At 43.4% G+C, this 20,775-nt stretch carries 19 protein-coding genes; 5 read left to right on the top strand and 14 right to left on the bottom strand.

Translation table 11 applies throughout. The features are described from left to right. Positions 1 to 93: 93 nt before the first annotated feature. Positions 94 to 1,017 carry a flagellar motor protein MotB gene (locus GNIT_RS05305; protein WP_014108122.1) on the bottom strand — a complete coding sequence of 308 codons (924 nt, stop codon included), beginning with the start codon at positions 1,015 to 1,017 and terminating at the stop codon, positions 94 to 96. Beyond that, positions 1,017 to 1,778: a flagellar motor protein PomA gene (pomA, locus tag GNIT_RS05300; RefSeq protein ID WP_014108121.1), complete on the bottom strand. Its 762-nt coding sequence runs from the start codon at positions 1,776 to 1,778 to the stop codon at positions 1,017 to 1,019. Before pomA ends, GNIT_RS05305 begins: the two co-directional genes overlap by 1 nt. 263 nt (positions 1,779 to 2,041) lie before the next feature. Here pomA and xseB point away from each other — a divergent pair, with 263 nt between their 5' ends. The 3 genes from xseB to dxs all read left to right on the top strand — a co-directional run bounded on the left by xseB (position 2,042) and on the right by dxs (position 5,200). After that, positions 2,042 to 2,275, top strand: a complete 234-nt coding sequence (gene xseB / locus GNIT_RS05290; RefSeq protein ID WP_041246665.1) for an exodeoxyribonuclease VII small subunit — start codon at positions 2,042 to 2,044, stop codon at positions 2,273 to 2,275. 5 nt (positions 2,276 to 2,280) lie between these two features. Further along, positions 2,281 to 3,195 carry a polyprenyl synthetase family protein gene (locus GNIT_RS05285; RefSeq protein WP_014108118.1) on the top strand — a complete coding sequence of 305 codons (915 nt, stop codon included), beginning with the start codon at positions 2,281 to 2,283 and terminating at the stop codon, positions 3,193 to 3,195. Positions 3,196 to 3,340: 145 nt separating this feature from the next. Next, a complete protein-coding gene (gene dxs / locus GNIT_RS05280; protein ID WP_014108117.1) occupies positions 3,341 to 5,200 on the top strand; it encodes a 1-deoxy-D-xylulose-5-phosphate synthase in 1,860 nt (619 codons plus the stop codon). Between the two features lie 66 nt (positions 5,201 to 5,266). Here dxs and GNIT_RS05275 read toward each other — a convergent pair whose 3' ends face one another. From GNIT_RS05275 to lpxD, 10 genes are all read right to left on the bottom strand, one after another. Further along, the gene (locus GNIT_RS05275) at positions 5,267 to 5,770 is read right to left on the bottom strand and encodes a phosphatidylglycerophosphatase A family protein (RefSeq protein ID WP_014108116.1); all 504 of its coding nucleotides are present in this window, start codon (positions 5,768 to 5,770) and stop codon (positions 5,267 to 5,269) included. After that, complete coding sequence (gene thiL / locus GNIT_RS05270; RefSeq protein WP_014108115.1) at positions 5,770 to 6,744, bottom strand: thiamine-phosphate kinase; 975 nt, start codon at positions 6,742 to 6,744, stop codon at positions 5,770 to 5,772. The genes GNIT_RS05275 and thiL overlap by 1 nt, the downstream gene beginning before the upstream one ends. A 4-nt stretch (positions 6,745 to 6,748) precedes the next feature. Next, the gene (gene nusB / locus GNIT_RS05265) at positions 6,749 to 7,171 is read right to left on the bottom strand and encodes a transcription antitermination factor NusB (protein ID WP_014108114.1); all 423 of its coding nucleotides are present in this window, start codon (positions 7,169 to 7,171) and stop codon (positions 6,749 to 6,751) included. Continuing rightward, positions 7,172 to 7,648, bottom strand: a complete 477-nt coding sequence (ribH, locus tag GNIT_RS05260) for a 6,7-dimethyl-8-ribityllumazine synthase (protein WP_014108113.1) — start codon at positions 7,646 to 7,648, stop codon at positions 7,172 to 7,174. 68 nt (positions 7,649 to 7,716) lie between these two features. Then, the gene (gene ribBA, locus GNIT_RS05255) at positions 7,717 to 8,823 is read right to left on the bottom strand and encodes a bifunctional 3,4-dihydroxy-2-butanone-4-phosphate synthase/GTP cyclohydrolase II (RefSeq protein WP_014108112.1); all 1,107 of its coding nucleotides are present in this window, start codon (positions 8,821 to 8,823) and stop codon (positions 7,717 to 7,719) included. A gap of 147 nt (positions 8,824 to 8,970) precedes the next feature. Next, on the bottom strand, positions 8,971 to 9,630 hold the full coding sequence (locus tag GNIT_RS05250) for a riboflavin synthase (protein ID WP_014108111.1): 660 nt from the start codon (positions 9,628 to 9,630) through the stop codon (positions 8,971 to 8,973). A 32-nt stretch (positions 9,631 to 9,662) separates the two neighbouring features. Beyond that, positions 9,663 to 10,865 (bottom strand): bifunctional diaminohydroxyphosphoribosylaminopyrimidine deaminase/5-amino-6-(5-phosphoribosylamino)uracil reductase RibD, encoded by a 1,203-nt coding sequence (gene ribD, locus GNIT_RS05245; protein ID WP_014108110.1) that lies wholly within the window; start codon positions 10,863 to 10,865, stop codon positions 9,663 to 9,665. Then, complete coding sequence (nrdR, locus tag GNIT_RS05240) at positions 10,865 to 11,314, bottom strand: transcriptional regulator NrdR (protein WP_014108109.1); 450 nt, start codon at positions 11,312 to 11,314, stop codon at positions 10,865 to 10,867. The genes ribD and nrdR overlap by 1 nt, the downstream gene beginning before the upstream one ends. A gap of 97 nt (positions 11,315 to 11,411) precedes the next feature. Next, complete coding sequence (gene glyA, locus GNIT_RS05235; RefSeq protein ID WP_014108108.1) at positions 11,412 to 12,668, bottom strand: serine hydroxymethyltransferase; 1,257 nt, start codon at positions 12,666 to 12,668, stop codon at positions 11,412 to 11,414. Between the two features lie 216 nt (positions 12,669 to 12,884). Continuing rightward, entirely contained in the window at positions 12,885 to 13,904 is a 1,020-nt protein-coding gene (gene lpxD, locus GNIT_RS05230; RefSeq protein ID WP_014108107.1) for a UDP-3-O-(3-hydroxymyristoyl)glucosamine N-acyltransferase, read from the bottom strand. Between the two features lie 252 nt (positions 13,905 to 14,156). Between lpxD and ettA the strand changes: the two genes are divergently transcribed. Then, the gene (ettA, locus tag GNIT_RS05225) at positions 14,157 to 15,821 is read left to right on the top strand and encodes an energy-dependent translational throttle protein EttA (RefSeq protein ID WP_014108106.1); all 1,665 of its coding nucleotides are present in this window, start codon (positions 14,157 to 14,159) and stop codon (positions 15,819 to 15,821) included. An 86-nt stretch (positions 15,822 to 15,907) separates the two neighbouring features. On the opposite strand, the gene GNIT_RS05220 is transcribed toward ettA, so the two are convergent. Together GNIT_RS05220 and radA are read right to left on the bottom strand one after the other, a co-directional pair. Further along, positions 15,908 to 16,633: an alpha/beta fold hydrolase gene (locus GNIT_RS05220; RefSeq protein ID WP_014108105.1), complete on the bottom strand. Its 726-nt coding sequence runs from the start codon at positions 16,631 to 16,633 to the stop codon at positions 15,908 to 15,910. Between the two features lie 39 nt (positions 16,634 to 16,672). Next, a complete protein-coding gene (gene radA, locus GNIT_RS05215) occupies positions 16,673 to 18,040 on the bottom strand; it encodes a DNA repair protein RadA (RefSeq protein WP_014108104.1) in 1,368 nt (455 codons plus the stop codon). Between the two features lie 245 nt (positions 18,041 to 18,285). On the opposite strand from radA, the gene GNIT_RS05210 reads away from it, so the two are divergent. Beyond that, positions 18,286 to 20,727 (top strand): PilZ domain-containing protein, encoded by a 2,442-nt coding sequence (locus GNIT_RS05210; protein WP_014108102.1) that lies wholly within the window; start codon positions 18,286 to 18,288, stop codon positions 20,725 to 20,727. Positions 20,728 to 20,775: the final 48 nt, after the last annotated feature.

The raw sequence follows: 20,775 nt of genomic DNA, 5'->3' as shown, positions 1-20,775 counted from the left end.
ATAATTTGGACGCTTCTTTGCTAGGGCTTTCTTACTTTATATATTTTGTGTACTGCCCTCTATGCTCTACAACCTTTCTTAGACTCAATAAACTTAATTTTCCAGCACTGATATGGGGTCTGAAAACTTCGGTTTACCCTGCATAATTGATATTTCTACGCGCCTATTTTTGTTTCGAGATTCAGGTGTATCTTCTGCTTCAATTGGTTGTGTAGCAGCTTTCCCAACGATTTTCATTCTGGCTTCATCAAACCCACGTGCTTTTCGCAGCTCTTCAGCAACAGCAACTGCTCTTTGCGCTGACAAATCCCAGTTTGAGCGATATAGTTCATTTGAAATTTGAACACTGTCACTGTGCCCAGTCACTTCTATTTCGCCCGGCATGTCTGCTAGTAAGACGCCAATCTCGCGAATAATCGGTTTGAATTGCGGTTGTAAAAATGCAGAACCGGCTGAAAAAGAACCATTCTCTCTTATCCGAATAACAATTTGCTGTCCGAGATTTTCAACATCTACTGCGCCATCTTTAATTTCTTTTTGCAGTAAATCTTCTATTTTTTTGGTATTTTTATCTGTTTGATCTTTGCTTGAGGCCGCGGCCGCTGCGGCCGCAGTTTGATTTGCTGTTTGTGCTGATTGGCCACCTCTAAAGCTACCACGCTGCTTTTGTCTGCCACCTGCGTTATCTTCTTCACCGTCTTGGAAGTTCAACATAGGTTTAGTAATTTCTTGTGTGATTTGTTGGACTGTTTCAATGGGCGTTGGATCGGGTTTCCCCGGGCGAAACTCCATTGCAATAACGCTGGTACCTTTGGGAATATCTTTCAACTCAATTTTATTTTGGACACCAAATGCAAACTTCATGGAACCCGCTATCTGTTTAAACTTTCTCACATCCATTTCAGAAAATGAAAGTAGCAGTACGAAAAAGCACATTAACAATGACATCAAGTCAGCGAAGGTACCCATCCAAGCAGGCAGTCCTGCGGGAGGACATTTGGGGCATTCGTCATCCACTACTCTGTTTCTCCAGTGCCGCGTTTACCTTCAGCAATATAGCCTTTCAAAACACCTTCAATAACACGTGGGTTTTGACCATCGGCAATTCCTAAAATACCATCCAGAATAAGACTTTGATTAAGTTTCTCTTGAGCCGCTCGCACGCTCAATTTAAAAGATATTGGCAAACAGACAATGTTCGCTAAAAAAGCGCCATACAGCGTCGTTAAGAGTGCTACTGCCATCGCCGGACCGATTGCTTTTGGATCATCCATGTTTGACAGCATCGCAACTAATCCAACCAAGGTACCGATCATTCCCATCGCTGGAGCCACGTCACCGAGGGATTTAAAAATTACCGAACCTGCGTCATGTCGTTCAGACGTATTCGTAATATCCTTACCCATTGTTGTTCTTACGACTTCAACGTCGTGACCGTCGACCAACATGTCGACGCCTTTTTGCATAAATGCGTTGTCAATAACAGCTTCTTCTAAGGCCAGAAAGCCGCCCTTACGCGCTGCGTCAGCCATTTCAACAATCTTATGGATTAACTCTTCAGGCGCTTGAATCTTGAACATAAACGCTTTACCAGCAACTTTCCCTGCGCCTAAAAATTGGCCAAGTGGATATTGTGAAAGTACAACGAATACAGAGCCACCAAAAACAATCAAAACCGAGGGTACATTGAAAAACATCCCCAAATCGCCGCCTAAGATCATTGCCATTAAGACAAAACCTATGGCACCAATCATACCTATGAGGGTTGCTAAATCCACGTTTCGCTCCTATTAAAATTGCTTTTTAAAAAATTGATAGTGTTGACGCTTTGCAGTTTACCCGTAACGCCAAAAATCGCGGTATCGGCTTTAATACCTTTGTATTTTGGACTAATCACAGCCTGCAAAAGTATTAACGGCATAAATACCAAAAGCTTTACTAACAAAGGAATATATTTACGCATATTTGGGCAAATTAATTGACCTTGAATCGCCCCTCAGTTATGGTTCTCCGCAAGCATTTGCCAGAAAAATTAAAGTCAATGACAGAACAAAAAACATCATTTGAAGCAGCCATGCAAGAGCTCGAAGAAATCGTCGTCGAAATGGAAAAAGGTGATATTCCCTTGGAAGACTCTTTGAAGAAGTTCGAACGCGGTATTCAGTTAGCAAGACAAAGCCAGCAGCAACTGAAGGCAGCTGAACAAAAAGTCCAGATATTGATGCAATCTAACGGCACCGAAACACTTGCTGATTTCGAAAGCGATGAGCTTTAGTAAGAATGTCGTCCACTTCGCCCTCCGCTATAGCACTGTTGAACATTCAGCAAGATGTGCAAACACGAATTGATCGCAAACTAGCGTTATTTATTGACCAGCAAACACAGACTGCTGACGAACTTATCACAGCAATGAAATACAGTGTTTTTAGCGGTGGTAAACGTATGCGTCCAATGCTCCTTTCGATAGTTGGAAATATGCTTGACGCTAATCCAGACGATCTTGATGTGGCGAGTATGTCAATTGAATGTATTCATGCTTATTCCTTAATCCATGACGACTTACCCGCCATGGACGATGATGCCCTGCGCCGCGGCAAGCCAACAAATCATATACAGTTTGGTGAGGCGACCGCTATTTTGGCAGGCGACGCACTACAAACGCTCGCTTTTGAAATTGTGCTGAATCACCCACTGTCAAAAGACAATTCAGCGAAGCGCGTTGATATGGCAAAAGTAATAGCCAAAGCGTCTGGGGTAAACGGAATGTGCGCTGGTCAAAGCATTGATTTACTTGCCACCGGTAACGAAATATCATTAGCCGAGTTAACCGAGCTTCATCAACTAAAAACCGGTGCATTGCTGAGTGCTTGCGTATCGTTAGGCGCAATACTAGCGCCCAGTATACCCATTGAACATATTCAGTTATTGCAGAAATACGCCAGCAAGATTGGTCTCGCTTTTCAAGTACAAGACGACATTTTGGACGTCATATCGGACAGCGAAACATTAGGTAAACCCCAGGGTTCAGATACTGATTTAAATAAAAACACTTTCGTGTCACACCTTGGCTTGGAGGGATCGCAAAGCTTTTTGCAAATGCTGCACAATGAAGCACTTCAAGCAATTGCCTCTTTGCCCTACAATACAGATCAATTAAAAGCCTTTACCGATTTTTTGGTCTCGCGAGAATACTAGTACTGGAATCAAGTTTCGTGCTTAAAAATGCAGCGTGCACCTTTAAGCAAATGATTTACGAACAGAAATAGACACCTTTGTTACTCATCAACAATGCTACAATTGCCTGAGTACGCGGTATCACTGACAGAAGATAAAAGAAATAATGACGTTAAACCTAGCTGACTACCCACACTTAGCGAAAGCAAATATTCCAGAAGAGTTGCGCAAGTTACCCAAAGACTCTTTGACCAAAATTGCAAACGAACTGCGTCGCTATTTGCTTGACAGCGTTAGTTTAAGCAGCGGTCACTTCGCCTCGGGTCTAGGTACCGTTGAATTAACCGTGGCGCTTCATTATGTATACAATACACCGTTCGACCGCGTGGTATGGGACGTGGGCCACCAGGCTTATCCGCATAAAATCCTAACAGGAAGACGTGACCGAATGACCACCATTCGTCAAAAAGGTGGTCTTCATCCCTTCCCTTGGCCTCCTGAAAGTGAATACGACACCTTTGCTGTTGGTCATTCCTCAACCTCTATCAGTGCCGCCTTAGGCATGGCAATTGCAGCTGAACAAGAGGATAAAGGTCGTAAAGTCGTTGCTGTAATTGGTGACGGTGCGATGACCGCTGGATTAGCGTTTGAGGCGCTGAATCATGCCGGCGATATAGGCAAAGATATGGTGGTTATTTTAAATGATAACGAAATGTCGATATCGGAGAACGTTGGCGCGTTAAACAGTCATTTAGCTCGCTTATTAACAGGCAATTTTTTCAATAGCATAAGAGACGGTGGCAAAAAAATCTTAAGTACCTTGCCACCTATTAGAGAATTTGCGAGTAGAGCTGAAGAACACCTAAAGGGCATGGTAGTGCCGGGGACGATTTTCGAAGAATTGGGTTTTAATTATTTTGGGCCAATTGATGGTCATGATGTTCTTGCTATCGTTGATACCTTAGCCAATATGCGCAAAATGTCAGGACCAAAAATTTTGCACGTAGTCACCAAGAAAGGCAAAGGCTATGAGCTTGCCGAGCAAGATCCAATAAAATGGCATGCGGTTCCTAAGTTCAACCACTTAGAGCACAAGTTGCCTAAAGCAGCTCCTAGCTCGCCAAACTTCTCCGCCATATTTGGCAAGTGGTTATGCGACATGGCTAAAGTAGACACTGATTTAATGGCTATTACACCAGCGATGCGCGAAGGCTCTGGTATGGTTGAGTTTTCACAACGTTTCCCTGAGCAATACTTTGATGTAGCGATTGCTGAACAACATGCTGTCACGCTTGCTGCAGGTATGGCACGAGAGGGAAAAAATACTGTCGTTGCCATTTATTCTACCTTTTTACAGCGTGCATACGATCAACTAATACATGACGTTGCGATCCAAGACTTGCCTGTTCTATTCGCTATCGATCGTGCTGGATTGGTTGGCGCAGATGGTCCAACTCACCAAGGTGCATTCGATATTAGCTTTCTTCGCTGTATCCCAAACATGATCATTATGACGCCATCCGATGAACTTGAATGCCGCAATATGCTATACACGGGTCATAAAGCAAATAAACCAGCCGCTGTAAGATATCCGAGAGGTTCAGGATCGGGGATTGATGCCACGGGCGAAATGCAGTTATTAGATATTGGAAAGGCCAGGACCATCAGAAAAGGTAAAAAAGTCGCTATTCTTAATTTCGGTACCTTAATGCCTTATGCAGCTGAAGCGGCTGAGCAAATAGACGCAACGTTGATTGATATGCGCTTTGTGAAACCGCTTGATGAAGTCGCCTTAGTTGAAGCGGCCAAACAGCATGAGCTGCTTATAACACTAGAGGATGGTGCGATTGCTGGCGGTGCTGGTGGTGGGGTGGCAGAAGCCTTATTCAAGCACAAATTAACCCCAAACCTTGTACAGTTAGGCTTACCAGATGAGTTTATTATGCAGGGCACGCAGCAGGAAATGTATGCGGAGCTAGGATTAGATACTAAGGGTATTTTAACGGCAGTTGCAGCAAATAGTTAATCTACGGCAATGCGATGTTTCCACATCGCATTTCACTCTGTTTTGCTTGCTGCATAATGTATTTAGCTAGGTGATTTGCGACGCAATATTAGGTAGTAGATAAAAGATCCCATGCAAGCAAGCACACGCCATGAGCCCAGCCACAATATCGTCAATCATAATGCCAAAGCCGCCATGGACGCGCTTATCAAAAACTCGAATAGGCCAAGGTTTTAAAATATCAAAAAATCGAAACAATAAAAAACCCAACAATAGAGAAAGTGGATTGATTGGAATTGCGATGAAGGTCACCATCATACCAGCAACTTCGTCCCACACAATCGAACCGTGATCGTGCATTTTCATATCGCGTGCTGTCTTGCCACAAAGATATATTCCCACTAAAAAACTTACTACAGCAATTGCTATAAAGACTTCTAAAGTGACAAAACTCATCGCGTATAAAATGGGAAGGGCTGCTAGAGAGCCAAAAGTGCCAGGCATTAACGGAATTAGACCACTCCCGAAGCCCAATGCTAAAAAGTGCACTGGATTTCTCATGCTAACTCGCTGACGTAGGGTTTTATCCATTAGGAAAAGTGCTCAAAGCCAATCTTTTTTGATTCAAATTCAAAAGGCTGCTCGTCTAAACGAAGATCAATCTTTCCTGCCGCACCCGTAATTTGCCCAATGCAGGTAACTGGAATATTATAACTTGCAAGCGCCGTTTCAATGTAAACTCTTTGCTCTTCTGGAACCGTAAACAACAACTCATAATCGTCACCAGCCGTCGCTGCATATGTGAGCGCGTCAGTTAGGTTTTCAATGTTTTTACCCAATGCCTCTGAAATAGGTAACTTATCAAGGTGCACTATAGCGCCAACTTCAGAGCGTGAAATGACTTGATGTAAGTCTTGAATAAGTCCGTCAGACACATCAATACACGAGGTTGCAACGCGCCGAAGCGTCGTGCCTGCAAGCACTCTGGGAGTTGGAAACCAATGCCTATTTTTCAAATAAGATGCGTGCTCAGCATTACTGACTATGACTTTATCGGTGAGAATATCTAAGCCTACGCCTGCATCGCCCAAACATCCCGTCACTAGCAACCAGTCGCTAGGCTCTGCACCACTTCGAGTTATTTGGTTGTCGTCTGGTATAAAACCTTGAGCGGTTATGGTAATGCTAAGAGGACCTTGAACCGTATCGCCACCGATGAGCTGGAATGAAAAATAGTGGCTTAAACTGTGGATTTTTTCTGAAAAAGCTTTCACCCAACTTTCATCAATACTGGGTAACGAAAGAGACAGGCTGATCCAAGCAGGCTCTGCACCCATTGCGGCGAGATCACTGAGGTTTACTGCAATCGCTTTGTGAGCGATTGCCTCTGGCGCCGTATCGGCGAGAAAGTGAACGCCTTCAACAAGCGTATCGGTGGTTGTCACAACACATTGGCCAGTAGGCACCTTCGTAACAGCAGCATCATCACCGATACCTAACAATACATCTTTGCGGACATAACCACCTTTTGCAAAGTAGTTACCAATCAAATCAAACTCTTTCACTACATTAGCTTCTTTCGTCTTTTCGAAGTGTCTTAACGGCTTTATCTAACACGCCATTGACAAACTTATGACTCTCTTCAGCGCCAAAGGTTTTGGCTAACTCAATTGACTCATTAATGACAACCTTAAAGGGCGTGTCAAAACGTTCAACGAGTTCTAATGTTGCTAATCGTAAAATTGCTTTTTCGACCGGATCTAGTTCTTCCGGCAAACGGCCGAGATACGGCTTGATAGCTTTATCTAACTCTTCTGTTCTTTCTGCGACTCCGCGCAACAGGGCTTGAAAGTACTCCATGTCGACTTTGTGCATGTCATTGGTAGTAGCAATACTAAGCTCTATTTGTTCGATAGGGTTGCCACTCATTTGCCAACCATACAAACCTTGAACTGCTAGCTCTCTAGCTTTACGTCGCGCGGCAGGTTTCACTTAGTTAGCCTCTTCAATAGCACTAATGACGTTTACCATTTCAAGTGCACACAAAGCTGCTTCTGCGCCTTTGTTGCCAGCTTTCGTTCCTGAACGCTCAATTGCTTGCTCTATGCTGTCTGTAGTGATAACCCCAAACGCAACAGGAATGCCAGCATCTAAAGATACTTGAGCCAACCCTTTGTTGCATTCACCAGCAACGAAATCAAAATGTGGCGTACCGCCACGGATCACTGCACCGATAGCAATAATCGCATCAAATTTATTTTTCTCAGCGAGTTTTTTAGCAGCGATAGGCAATTCATAGGCACCCGGCACTCGAACCACGGTGACGTCATCAGGATTCACTTCACCATGACGCTCTAGCGTATCTAATGCACCATCCAACAAACTCTCAACTACAAAACCGTTAAAGCGTGCTACAACAATGGCAAATTTTTTGCCAGTCGCTCGAATATTACCTTCAATCTCTATCATTTTTGCTCTCCAAAAAAATCGGCGCGAAGTATACCATAAGTCGCGCGAAGATTAATTGTTAAAAGGGTTTATTTTTCATCGTAAACGTATTCGACAACTTCAAGGCCAAAACCTGATAATGCCGAGTATTTAATTGGCTTGCTTAATAAACGCATTTTCTCTATACCTAGGCTTGCTAGTATCTGACTTCCCACGCCTACAGTGCGAGAAGAACCTTGCCATGCTTTACCTTCAGCAACTTCGCCGTTATCTTCTGCTTGAAACTGCTTCACTTGTGAAATGATGTCTTCTTTTTTACCAAGCAAAACTAATACACCACCCTCTTTATTAATGCGTTGCATCGACTCAGAAAGAGGCATCGAGCGATTCACTGCTCGCGTTGAGCTAAGTAAATCACTTAAGGTATTATGTAAATGCACTCGCACTAAGGTTGGTTTGCCTGCAACAATGTCGCCCTTTTTAAGCGCAAAATGAATTTGTTCATCAATTACGTCTTTAAAAGTAATGAGCTCAAAATCACCGTAAGCGGTAGGTAAATTGCAAGTTGCTACTTGTTCAATAGTCGTTTCGTTTAGGTTTCTATACTCGATGAGATCGGCAATCGTTCCTATTTTCAGATTATGTTTCTGGGCGAATACCTCAAGCTCAGGTCTTCTCGCCATCGTGCCGTCATCGTTGAGAATTTCAACAATTACTGAAGCTGATTGACAGCCAGCCATTCTGGCCAAATCAACACCGGCTTCTGTATGTCCAGCTCTATTTAACACGCCGCCTTCTTTCGCAATCAGAGGGAATATATGACCTGGCTGCACGATGTCTTTGGCAATAGCGTTTGGATTGACTGCTGCCAAAACTGTTCTTGCTCTGTCGGCTGCTGAAATACCCGTAGTTACGCCTTCTGCAGCTTCAATCGAAACAGTGAAGTTAGTGGAAAATTGAGCGTTATTGTTGTCCACCATCAACGGCAACTTCAACAATTTGCAGCGCTCTGCTGTCATGGGCAAACAGACTAGGCCCCTTGCATGGGTAACCATAAAGTTAATCGCTTCTGGCGTAACGTGCTCAGCAGCCATAATCAGATCACCTTCATTTTCTCGATCCTCGTCATCCATCAAAATAACCATTTTGCCTAGCTTGATGTCTTCGATAATTTCCTGTGTTGTGTTCAACGCCATTACATTTCTCTTCGTGTTTTTAAATATGGTGAAACTTCGATTATTTCATGTCTTTTTACTGGCTAGTTCTGCTTGCAACAATGAGCTAATGCCAAACGAATCTGTTTCAAGTTAGTGTATTTGAGTCGAGCTTTTGTAAAGCTCCCCCTATTTTAAATAACCATGCTCAGCTAAAAATGACATGCTGATGTCTTGTTTTTCTTCTTGTGCGGCTTTGTCACCGAGCATAAGTCTTTCTAGGTAACGCGCAATCACGTCAACTTCTAAATTGACTTTAGTTCCTTTTGCATAAGTGCCCATGACCGTTTCTTGCAACGTATGAGGGATTAGCCAAAGCATGAAAGCCGCCCCCTTAACTTCGTTTACTGTTAAGCTGACTCCGTCGACGGTAATTGAGCCTTTGTGCGCAATGTACTTAGCCAATTCATCCGGCGCTTTAACCCAGATTTCAACGTAGCGCTGATGGTCAGTAACCGAAAGCACTTCGCCCACACCATCAACATGACCACTCACAATGTGACCACCAAATCGGGTATCAGCACGCATGGCTTTTTCAAGATTAACGGCGCTGCCGCTACTGTAATCCGCAAATCCAGTATATTTTATGGTTTCAGAAGAAACGTCCACACTGTAAAAGTGCTCACCAAAATCAACAACCGTTAAACAAACGCCGTTAGTGGCGATGCTATCTCCTAAGGCAACATCGCTCATATCAAGCTTGCCTGTTTCAACTGTTAGGCGAATATCGTCGCCGTGATTGACCAAGGACTTAATCGTTCCCTTGGCTTCTATAATCCCAGTAAACATAAACCGACACTCCTACTACTTTTAATTTGTTGTTAGCTTTTAATAGATAAGCGAAGTTTTAGATCTTTCCCGACCTGAGTCACTTCTTTAAATTCTGTTTTAACTGCTTGCTCTATACTTGTTAATTGGCCAATGTTTACCGCACCTCTGGCATCAGAGCCGAGCAAAATTGGGGCTTGATAAATAATCAATTCGTTGACTAAATTGCTTTTCAACAATGCGCCTGACAGTGCGGCCCCAGTTTCAGTCCACACTCTGTTTATTTGCCTTTCAGCTAACACGAGCATTATAGCGTGTAAATCTAAATACTGCCGAGCTTCTGCAGATTGATGTTCTGTTGAGACCACCAGCGGCACTTGAATTTGCTCAATATTTTTAGCCGTTAATTGAAAGTTATGTTTGGCGTTGAAGACAATTACTTCGTGTTCATCTTGAAAGATTTGATAGTTATTATGCAGTCGGTTTTGGCCGTCAATAATGACCCTAACAGGCTGTGCAGCGCGCAGTTTGAAAAGCACACTTTCGAAAACAGGCAAAGCCGCATCGCGCACGTTTAATTTGGGATCATCTGCGATGACAGTGTCTGCACCACTTAAAATAGCGCAGCTAGAGGCCCGTTCTACCTGCACGTTAGCACGCGCCTCTGGCCCGGTAATCCATTTACTCTCACCGTTTTTCAATGCGGTTTTGCCATCGATACTGGTAGCGAGTTTGACGATCACATATGGCAAACTATGAGTCATTCGAAAATTGAACGCTGTGTTTAATTTTTGCGCTTCAGACTCCATCAAGCCTGTGTCTACTTGGATACCCGCTTCTTTTAACTGCGCAATCCCGTTATTCATGACTTGAGGGTTTTTATCAATGCTAGCAATAACAACCCGAGCGATTTGTGCTTCAATCAAAGCAAGTGCGCACGGTGGGGTCTTACCGGTATGACTGCAGGGTTCTAGCGTAACATAGGCTGTGGCGCCATGCGTTATAGGTTTATCCTGATGGACTGTTGGCTCATTTGCTGGGTTTTGGTGAGGAATAAATCCAGCGTTTATTAACGCATTAACTTCTGCGTGGGCCTGACCTGCCTTTTGATGGAAACCTTGACCAATCAACTGATTATTCTTGTCAACAATGACGCAACCCACATTTGGGTTGGGCATTGTTGAAAAACGTCCCTTTTGAGCCAATTTCAACGCCATTGACATCCAATGCGCATCGATTTTAGTGAATTTGGGCATTAATCACCTAGCTTAGCAATTTCTTCACCAAACTCACGTATGTCCTCGAACGATCGGTATACCGAGGCGAAACGGACATAGGCTACTTTATCCAGCTCTTTAAGCGCATCCATTATTAAACTGCCGACAAGCTCACTCTTAATTTCACGTTCGCCTGTTGCTCGCAGCGATGATTTAATACGAACAATGCAGTTTTCAACTTGTTCGGTGCTTACTGGACGTTTCTCTAGTGCTCTTTGTAGCCCAGCCCTCAGCTTGTCTTCATTAAAAGGCTCTCGCGAACCGTCTCGTTTAACAACACGAGGCATGACCAGTTCAGCAATTTCGAAAGTGGTATATCGTTCATGACACTCCAAGCATTCCCTGCGTCTGCGCACCTGAGCACCGTCGGCAACGAGCCTTGAGTCAATAACTTTAGTTTCTTGTGCGGAACAAAATGGACAAAACATGAGCTGACGCTCCAAAAATAAGCAAGGCCATACACATCAATGTATGGCCTGCAATTGAGCTAATTTTAAAAAACCTCTTTAACTAGCCGTATACTAACTAACCATATACTGGGAAGCGTTCGCATAGTTCTACGACTTCGCCTTTGACTCTTTCGATGACACTTTGATCATTGATACTGTCTAATACATCACACATCCAAGTAGCTACTTGGCCTGCTTCTGCCTCTTTAAACCCGCGTCTCGTAATAGCCGGAGTACCAATGCGTAAACCGCTTGTGACGAAAGGTGACCTTGGATCGTTAGGCACTGAGTTTTTATTAACGGTAATATTCGCGTTACCCAACGCAGCATCAGCATCTTTACCCGTGATATCTTTGTCTATTAAGTCTAGCAAAAATAAATGATTATCGGTGCCGTTTGACACAATCTTATAACCGCGCTCTTGCATGACCGAAACCATTGCTTTGGCATTTTTAAGCACTTGCTGCTGATAAGTTTTGAACTCAGGCTCAAGCGCTTCTTTGAACGCGACCGCTTTCGCAGCGATAACGTGCATCAAAGGTCCGCCTTGGTTACCTGGGAACACTGAGCTGTTAAACTTTTTATATAAAGTTTCATCGCCACAGGCTGATAAAATCAGACCACCGCGCGGGCCAGCCAATGTTTTGTGTGTCGTTGTAGTGACCACGTGTGCGTGAGGCAGAGGACTCGGATAAACACCCGCAGCAACTAAACCGGCAACGTGCGCCATGTCTACTAGTAAGTATGCATCCACTTTGTCTGCAATTTCGCGGAAACGAGCCCAGTCGACAATACCTGAATAGGCAGAAAAACCGCCGATGATTAGTTTAGGCTTGTGCTCAAGGGCAAGCGCCTCGACTTGGTCGTAGTCAATAATGCCGGTTTCTGGATGCAGTCCGTACTGAACCGCATTATACGTTTTACCCGAAAAGTTAACGTGAGAACCATGTGTAAGGTGACCACCGTCGGCCAAGCTCATGCCCAACACGGTGTCATTAGCGTTAATTAATGCCATAAACACGGCAGTGTTTGCCTGTGAACCAGAATGTGGCTGCACGTTTGCATAGTCGCAGTCAAATAACTGTTTAGCTCGTTCTATTGCTAATTCTTCGGCAATATCAACAAACTCACAACCGCCATAATAGCGCTTACCCGGATAACCTTCAGCGTATTTATTGGTAAGTTGCGAACCCTGTGCTTCCATAACTCGCGGACTGCAATAATTCTCAGACGCAATAAGCTCGATGTGGTGTTCTTGACGTTGGTTTTCGTTGTTTATTGCAGCAGCCAATTCTGGATCGAATTCTGCAATAGTCATTTTACTTGATAACATACGGATCTCCTACTGAGCTTGTTTTGCGTGCATATTTCACTTCGTCTCGTTACTTCAATCACAACACAAATAAGCGTTTGCTCTTGTTGTTAGTGCCGATGACAATATGAGGGACTAAAATGTGCGTATTCACCTAAAATTCAGACTCGATATTTTAAGCATTTTCAGGCGCTTGTATAGCGCTTTATTGGAATTAAATATAAGCAGTTGTAAAGCCTACTTATGCAGGCCTTCCAAGACTTTGACTCGTTCAACCAATTTATCGATTTGACGCAGTCTAACTGTGTTTTTCTGCCATTCTCGATTTAGTTGCACCGGCATGCCTGAAGAGTAGACTCCAGGCTGGGTAATCGATTTAGTCACCATACTAAAACCGGTTATTTGCACCTTGTCGCAAATATCAATGTGCCCATTCACAACACACGTGCCCGCTATCACCACATATTTGCCGATATTTGTGCTTCCGGCAATGCCAGTGCCACCGCAAATACAAGAATGATCACCGACCGTTACGTTATGCGCAATCTGCACTAAGTTATCAATAATGACATCGTTGCCAATCATTGTGTTGTCCAATGCACCTCGATCAATACAGGTGTTAGCGCCGATCTCACAGCCATCACCAATCACTACGGTGCCTGTTTGCGGGATTTTCACCCACACGCCTTTGTCATTTGCGTAACCAAATCCGTCAGAGCCAACAATCGTACCACTATGAATTGAAACTCGATTACCTAAAATCACGCGATGATAAATCGTGACATTCGCCCGCAAATTCAAGTCATCGCCTATCTTAGCGCCTTGGCCAATGACAGTATTCGGACCAATACGCGCATTTTTGCCAATCGTCACGTCTCTTTCAATCACAACGCCCTGCGCAATACTCGCGTTTTCGCCAATTTCAGCAGTAGGATGAATGCTAGCAAGCTCGGAAATACCGCTGTCGGGTACCGGAGTAGAATCCAACAACTGAGCAATTTTCGCGAAAGCAACATAGGGGTCAGAGTGAATTATTTTATTGGTTGAACAAAATTCCGCGTCGGCTTCCTTTAAAATCACGGCGCTCGCTTTTGTATTGGCCATGGCATTTTTGTATTTCGAATTGGTCAAAAATGACAGCTGTCCTTTTTTAGCCCCTTCTAAAGTGCCCATGCTAGTGATGATGGCGTTTGGATCGCCCTGTAGCTCGCCCCCAATATGTTGTGTGAGTTCTTGCAGAGAGTAAGACGCTGGCATAAGGCTCCTTATAATTGTTTTGAATTTTACGATTTTGTGTTTTTTATTGATGATATCACAGATATTTACTAGTACTTAATTACCAAAGTCCTTACAATTCAGACACTGATATTCGGATTATCACATTCGGGTTAACGTGCCGCTATTAATACACTCAAGCTAGTGTACTCGTATTCGTAAAATGGCTCGTTAAAACGTGTTTTATCTCTGAATTAATGCAAAATCTCAACAAAAAGGTTAAAAGAGAGAACTATGGCTCAATATGTATATAGCATGCATAGAGTGGGAAAAATTGTCCCACCTAATCGTCAAATTCTTAAGAATATTTCCCTCAGCTTCTTCCCTGGCGCCAAAATTGGCGTTTTAGGTTTAAATGGTTCTGGTAAGTCGACACTGCTGCGCATTATGGCTGGCCTTGACACCGATATTGAAGGTGAAGCAATTCCTCAAACGGGGCTAAAAATAGGTTATTTGCCGCAAGAACCGCAGCTAGATGAAAGCAAAGACGTCAGAGGCAACATTGAAGAAGCCGTCGCCGATGTAGCTCATGCATTAAAGCGACTTGATGAAATATATGCAGCTTATGCGGAGCCAGATGCCGATTTCGATGCACTAGCGCAAGAGCAAGGTGAAATGGAGGCCATCATTCAAACCAAAGATGGTCACAATTTAGAAAACGCATTAGAGCGTGCTGCCGATGCTTTGCGTCTTCCTCCTTGGGATGCTGACGTAAGTAAGCTCTCAGGTGGTGAAAAACGCCGCGTTGCATTGTGTCGTCTATTGCTAGAAAAACCTGAAATGCTACTACTTGATGAACCAACCAACCACTTAGATGCGGAATCGGTAGCTTGGTTAGAACGTTTTCTACATGACTATGAAGGCACTGTTGTGGCCATTACCCACGATAGATATTTCCTTGATAATGTTGCTGGTTGGATACTTGAACTTGACCGTGGCCAAGGTATTCCATGGGAAGGTAACTACTCGAGCTGGTTGGAACAGAAAGACGCACGCTTAGCACAAGAAGAGCGCACTGAAAGCGCACGTCAAAAATCTATCAAGCAAGAGCTTGAGTGGGTTCGAAGCAATCCCAAAGGCCGTCAAGCTAAAAGCAAAGCCAGAATGTCGCGCTTTGAAGAGCTGAATACTGGCGATTATCAAAAACGTAACGAAACGAATGAATTGTTCATTCCACCTGGTGAGCGTTTAGGTGACAAAGTCATTGAAGTGACTAACTTGAGAAAGTCATATGGCGATCGCTTATTAATTGATGACCTCACTTTTAAAGTACCAAAAGGCGCTATTGTGGGCATTATCGGTCCTAACGGAGCGGGTAAATCAACTTTATTTAGAATGCTGACGGGTCAGGAACAGCCAGACTCAGGTAAAATAGATATTGGCGACACCGTTCAATTAGCTAGCGTCGATCAATTTAGAGATCATATGGATGGCAACAAAACGGTTTATCAAGAGCTTTCCGATGGACAAGATATTGTTCGTATCGGCAATTTCGAATTAAACAGCCGCGCATATTGCAGTCGCTTCAACTTCAAAGGCACTGACCAGCAAAAGTTTGTGAAAGACTTATCGGGCGGTGAACGCAACCGTGTGCATTTAGCGAAACTACTCAAAGCTGGCGGCAACACGCTGCTACTGGATGAGCCAACCAACGATCTCGATGTCGAAACCTTGCGTGCACTTGAAAACGCAATATTAGAGTTTCCGGGCTGCGTTATGGTTATTTCGCATGACAGATGGTTTTTGGATCGCATCGCCACACACATAATGGATTACCGTGATGAAGGGAAAATTAACTTCTACGAAGGTAACTATAATGAGTATGAGACGTGGATAAAACAAACTTATGGACATGACGTTGTTGAACCACATCGCTTGAAGTACAAGAAAATTAGTTAAGTCGCTGGTCTAACGATGGCTAGACCAGACACGCAAAAAAGGAGCTACATGAAAATGTAGGCTCCTTTTTTGTTACTGAAGCGTGATTACTGCAAGTGCTGATGTAGGAAAAGAGCTAATGCATCCGTTTGCTCAAGAGGCAGCATATGCCCAGCATTAGTAAACACCTCTTTTTGGAATCTTTCGGCACGCGCTGCAATCTCAGTAATTTCAGGTACGGTAGCAATGTTGTCCTGCTCCCCTACTAAAAAGTAAGTGTTGAACTGTTGTTTGCTCAACTTATTGATCAGATCTTGTCGGTTTGCCGTCGCTTCTGTCTGTGCGCCTAATACTGAAGGGCCCAAGTCATCAGCCATCTCTTTTATCAGAGCAACAATCTCCTTGTTGCCCTGACTATTGCTGTGCAGCATAAAGTCAACGCGAGACTGCGTCATACCTTTATATTGTTTGTTTTTAATGGTTTTCAACACCAACTTACGTTGTTCAAGTTCTTTATCTGCTAGTGCGGTTGCAGTGCTAGCAATAAGTGTTAATGACGCGACTTTATCAGGATTTGCCAAAGCAACTAAGGCCGCAATATAGCCGCCCATTGAATACCCCACTAAGTGCACTTTTTCAGGAAAATAAGCGAGGCGATCTTCATTTAATGCCATCATTTGCGACAAATCTTCAGCCCATTGCAAAGGCACAAAAGCTTTGTTATCTAGTGAATTACCTTTTGAATTCAGCGCTCGCCACAGCGGTATAAATATGCGTTCATCACATAATGTTCCGGGTAAAAATACAACAGGGGTCTTAATTGAATGAGTCATTTTTAACGTTCCAAAGCTTGCTGCAGCTATAAAGTAGTATCAAAGCGCTTCGAGAGCTTCAGATAGTCGACTAACAGGCACAATTTCAATACCCGGTATTTTTTGTTTCGGCATGTTTGCTTTCGGCACAATAGCACGCTTAAACCCGTGTTTAGCCGCTTCAGTTATGCGGTCAGTACCATTTGGCACCGGCCTTATTTCACCGGACAAGCCTACTTCACCAAAGGCAATTAGCTCTTTTGGTAAGGTATAGTTCCTAAAGCTAGATACCATCGCCAATAACACCGCAAGGTCAGCACCCGTTTCAGTGATTTTTACCCCACCCACAACATTCACGAATACATCTTGATCGTTCATTTGCACATTGCCATGGCGGTGCATCACTGCTAGCAGCATAGCAAGCCTGTTTTGATCAAGCCCTACCGCAACACGTCGTGGATTCGATAGCTGCGAGTAATCAACCAGCGCTTGTATTTCAACAAGCAGCGGACGAGTTCCTTCCCAGATCGTCATGACAATACTGCCAGGTGATGCTTCATCTTCTCGGTTTAAGAAAATAGCAGACGGATTAGACACTTCTTTCATGCCTTTCTCGGTCATACCAAAAACACCCAATTCGTTAATTGCACCGAATCTATTTTTAGTACCACGCAAAGTTCGAAAACGGCTGTCACTCTCCCCTTCTAGCATCATGGAACAATCAATGCAGTGCTCCAACACCTTTGGACCCGCAAGACTGCCGTCCTTGGTTACATGACCAACTAAAAACATAGCAATGTGATGTTGTTTCGCAAAACGTGTCAACGCAGCGGCACTTTCTCTAACTTGAGACACGCCACCCGGCGCAGATTGAATGTCACTCATATGCATCACTTGAATCGAATCGATAACCATGATGCTTGGTTTGTGCTGAAGCGCTAATTGACAAATAGTATCAACATTCGTCTCAGCTAATAATTTGAGTTTGTCATCGGGTAACTGCAGTCTTTTAGCTCGCATTGCGACCTGCTGAAGCGACTCTTCGCCGGTCACATATAGTGTCGAATTCGTTCTAGCTAACAGGCACATGACCTGCAGTAATAGTGTACTTTTGCCGGCTCCGGGAGAGCCACCAATCAATATTGCGGAACCAGGAACAATACCGCCCCCCAGAACACGATCGAGCTCTTTAAACCCCGAAGAAAAACGCGGAAGCGCCGCCAAATCGATTTCGTTTAATATTTCTACTTTAGCAGCTGTAGTGCCAGAAAAACCGCTACGACTAGCTGGAACGCTTTTAGTCGCCGAATTTTCAATTATAATTTCGGTAAGCGTGTTCCATTCGCGACAGTCATTACATTGTCCTTGCCAGCGCGGGTGCTCTGAACCGCAGTCGTTACAAACAAAAGCCGTTTTTCTTTTTGCCATAAATAATGTGTGTTCTCAATATAGTAGTCATATAATCGCCGTATATGATGGTCATATACAATGGTCACTTATAGTGCTGGTTTAACGTTTCGTGTTATTGTTCGAAGAGTAACGAAATTTGTCCCAAAAATCCGTTTAGAAATGAAATTTTTTGCCGATAAAACGAGTAATTGACGATATTAAACGTGTAATCGCGATAATAGCCCATTTGATACTAAAAACGACTGCCTAAAGAATAGGAACGCATGACGCACGATCTGTCTGAACACACTTATCTTATCCACAAATTAGCTCCACTAGTAGAAAGAGCGGAATTTTCACGTTTACTCATTGAGGCAACTAAAGATATTAGTGTTGAAAAGCGTTTTTTACTGAAAATGGAAATGAAGCGACTGTCCAAGCCTTGTATCCGTTCAATTGATCTAAGAACGCGAGTGAGTGCAAATTGTGAACTTGTCTCATTTCAGGGGATCAAGCATTACTTGCATCAACCAGCAGTGACATTGTTTGAGGAACTAATTGAGCGTTACGGAATTTATACCTTCGGCGTTTATGAGTCAGTATTAAAACTGGCTGAACACGAATCCAATGCCAATGCTGGCACAATGACATCCACAGAAGAACAAAACGACAATCACAAGTCAAACTCCGAAAAGTATATCGTTGCTAATCAGCAGTTATTAAATTACGCACATCGTCGCGAAGAGCGCATGAACTATGTTGTGGCGATAGAAATCTTTTTAGACAATAATCAGAGTTTATTTGCTACCACTGTCGACCTTAGCCCTAGCGGCTTAAAACTGAAACTTAAAAACCCAGACGAACTCGACATGATAAAAGCGTTTGCACCTGTCAACATCGTTTTTCGAGGCTTTGAGTCTGATTCCGGACTCATTAAAGAATCTATTGAGTACCGTATATTGGGCATTTCTGGTGAAGCAGGCCAAGCGCGGATCCACGTTAGCCGTGATTTAAGAACTGGGCCTCAAGTTTTCAACAATTATGTGAAAAAGCTAATAAAGCTTCACAAACGTAAATACAAAGTAAACCTCGACAATACCTTAGCAGCCTTAGACGACAAGATTCATGAGCAGGCTTTTGCTAGCACCACTCCTGCACTGTCAATATTCATCGATTCTCAAGACGCAGAGACGCCAACAGCCCGATTCGCCTGCGTGAACGGGACAAATAAAGAGATAATGGATTACTGGTTAGACGAAAACAATGAGCAAAATATCGGTTTCTTGTTGAATCCGACTAGGCTCGCAGCCATGATAGCGAGCCCAAGCTCAGACGCTTGTCTTTGGATATATGCATTCACTCACATCAAAGACGGTAAAACCTATTTTTATTCCGCATCAAGCGCAGAACTTGAAATTGAGAGAGAGCTAAAGCCCATTTTTTTGAGTTATGCTGCTCGCAAAGTGAGTTGGCGCGTGTATAAGGTGTTGTGCATTGACATTGATCCGAAGTCTGCTTATACGCCTAGCGCAATGCCCACCGGCATCAATCGTAAAATTGATAGACTTAATCGTCCTCTTACACCAAGGCTTGAATCAAAATTAAAGCATATCCAACACATGGTAAGCGTGACTGATGTTACGCATTTAGTCGCTCAACAGTGTTATCAAAAAAACATCCTAGAACGAGATAAAATAAAACATTTAGCTGCTTTCGGTCACCCTCGTAATAAACCGCCGGTACCTGTGCTTTCTTTTCGCTACAAGCAACAAGAATTACGTAGGGAAACTCGATATAAGTTGCGCACCTTAGTTAAGTTATCTAACTATGACACGCAGATTACGGGCGTCAGCGAAGATTGCTCTATCAGCGGCCTCAAGATAGAACTCGACTCACCTTTTGAACAACGCATAAATTCAAGGGTGAGCATCGCTTTCCCTGTGCTGCAAAAAAGAACATCGCAGTTTGTCTTAGAAGATTTGCACTATAGAGTCAAACACATCAACTACGACAAGCTAGTGCTGCATTTAGAAGCGATATCTGAAAAAGAATTGAGTATTGCTGAGAAGTTTTTCACATTGTTAATAGACAGCAACAAAGATAAACTCAAAACAATTACAAACGAAGAATCTGTGCCTGGTATGGGCCATGCGTTGCGCTGTATGCAAGCTAAAAACTCGCCACAATTGTGTACTTACATGCAAAAACAACGCGGGGGTTACTTTCCTACCGTCACAACCATGCAACCTATAAGAGCGTCTTGGTTAGCATTGCTGAAACACGATATGCCGGCGACAAAAATGAATTGCGCTTGGCTATTTCAAGATAAGCATAAAAGCAATGCGTTCATAAGAGATGCACTGCGTACATTGCGCGTCGATCTTCGTCCAATACAGGCAGAAATCTATGTCGCATTCAACCCAAACGAACTTGAATATGAAACAGCAATTGTTGCGCAATGGGAAAACGAATTAGCCACTCATCGTTCAAAATTACAGTTCATTAAAACCGCTATGGCTCAAGGCGAGTTTTATGCATTTAATGTTCATATTAGTCGTGCTAATCGCCCTGATATTTCTTTTTTGGATCAAGAGTTAGCTTACATCACTCGCTATGCTATTCACAAAGCAAAACAGTTAGAAGAGCAAATGTGGGATATTGCCGGTCAAATATATTTAACGGATATTAGCCAAGAAGTCATTTATCGTTATCAAGTCAAAGGATAAAACCGTCATTCTATTAATCGTAATTATCACTTAAATACAATTTTTATA

Origin of the sequence: Glaciecola nitratireducens FR1064 (assembly GCF_000226565.1) — a bacterium.
Classification (GTDB): Bacteria; Pseudomonadota; Gammaproteobacteria; order Enterobacterales; family Alteromonadaceae; genus Glaciecola; species Glaciecola nitratireducens.
The sequence above is the reverse complement of the archived record's forward strand: the minus strand, read 5'-3'. Positions and strand labels throughout refer to the sequence as shown.

What these genes read in the sequence shown, in the direction of transcription:
- lpxD (WP_014108107.1), bottom strand. Translation starts at nt 13,904, where the DNA reads ATGCCAGCGTCTTACTCTCTGCAAGAACTCACACAACATATTGGGGGC.
- radA (WP_014108104.1), bottom strand. Translation starts at nt 18,040, where the DNA reads ATGGCAAAAAGAAAAACGGCTTTTGTTTGTAACGACTGCGGTTCAGAG.
- xseB (WP_041246665.1), top strand. Translation starts at nt 2,042, where the DNA reads ATGACAGAACAAAAAACATCATTTGAAGCAGCCATGCAAGAGCTCGAA.
- nrdR (WP_014108109.1), bottom strand. Translation starts at nt 11,314, where the DNA reads ATGTTTTGTCCATTTTGTTCCGCACAAGAAACTAAAGTTATTGACTCA.
- ribD (WP_014108110.1), bottom strand. Translation starts at nt 10,865, where the DNA reads ATGCCCAAATTCACTAAAATCGATGCGCATTGGATGTCAATGGCGTTG.
- GNIT_RS05275 (WP_014108116.1), bottom strand. Translation starts at nt 5,770, where the DNA reads ATGGATAAAACCCTACGTCAGCGAGTTAGCATGAGAAATCCAGTGCAC.
- ribH (WP_014108113.1), bottom strand. Translation starts at nt 7,648, where the DNA reads ATGATAGAGATTGAAGGTAATATTCGAGCGACTGGCAAAAAATTTGCC.
- GNIT_RS05250 (WP_014108111.1), bottom strand. Translation starts at nt 9,630, where the DNA reads ATGTTTACTGGGATTATAGAAGCCAAGGGAACGATTAAGTCCTTGGTC.
- ettA (WP_014108106.1), top strand. Translation starts at nt 14,157, where the DNA reads ATGGCTCAATATGTATATAGCATGCATAGAGTGGGAAAAATTGTCCCA.
- GNIT_RS05220 (WP_014108105.1), bottom strand. Translation starts at nt 16,633, where the DNA reads ATGACTCATTCAATTAAGACCCCTGTTGTATTTTTACCCGGAACATTA.
- GNIT_RS05210 (WP_014108102.1), top strand. Translation starts at nt 18,286, where the DNA reads ATGACGCACGATCTGTCTGAACACACTTATCTTATCCACAAATTAGCT.
- ribBA (WP_014108112.1), bottom strand. Translation starts at nt 8,823, where the DNA reads ATGGCGTTGAACACAACACAGGAAATTATCGAAGACATCAAGCTAGGC.
- dxs (WP_014108117.1), top strand. Translation starts at nt 3,341, where the DNA reads ATGACGTTAAACCTAGCTGACTACCCACACTTAGCGAAAGCAAATATT.
- glyA (WP_014108108.1), bottom strand. Translation starts at nt 12,668, where the DNA reads ATGTTATCAAGTAAAATGACTATTGCAGAATTCGATCCAGAATTGGCT.
- GNIT_RS05285 (WP_014108118.1), top strand. Translation starts at nt 2,281, where the DNA reads ATGTCGTCCACTTCGCCCTCCGCTATAGCACTGTTGAACATTCAGCAA.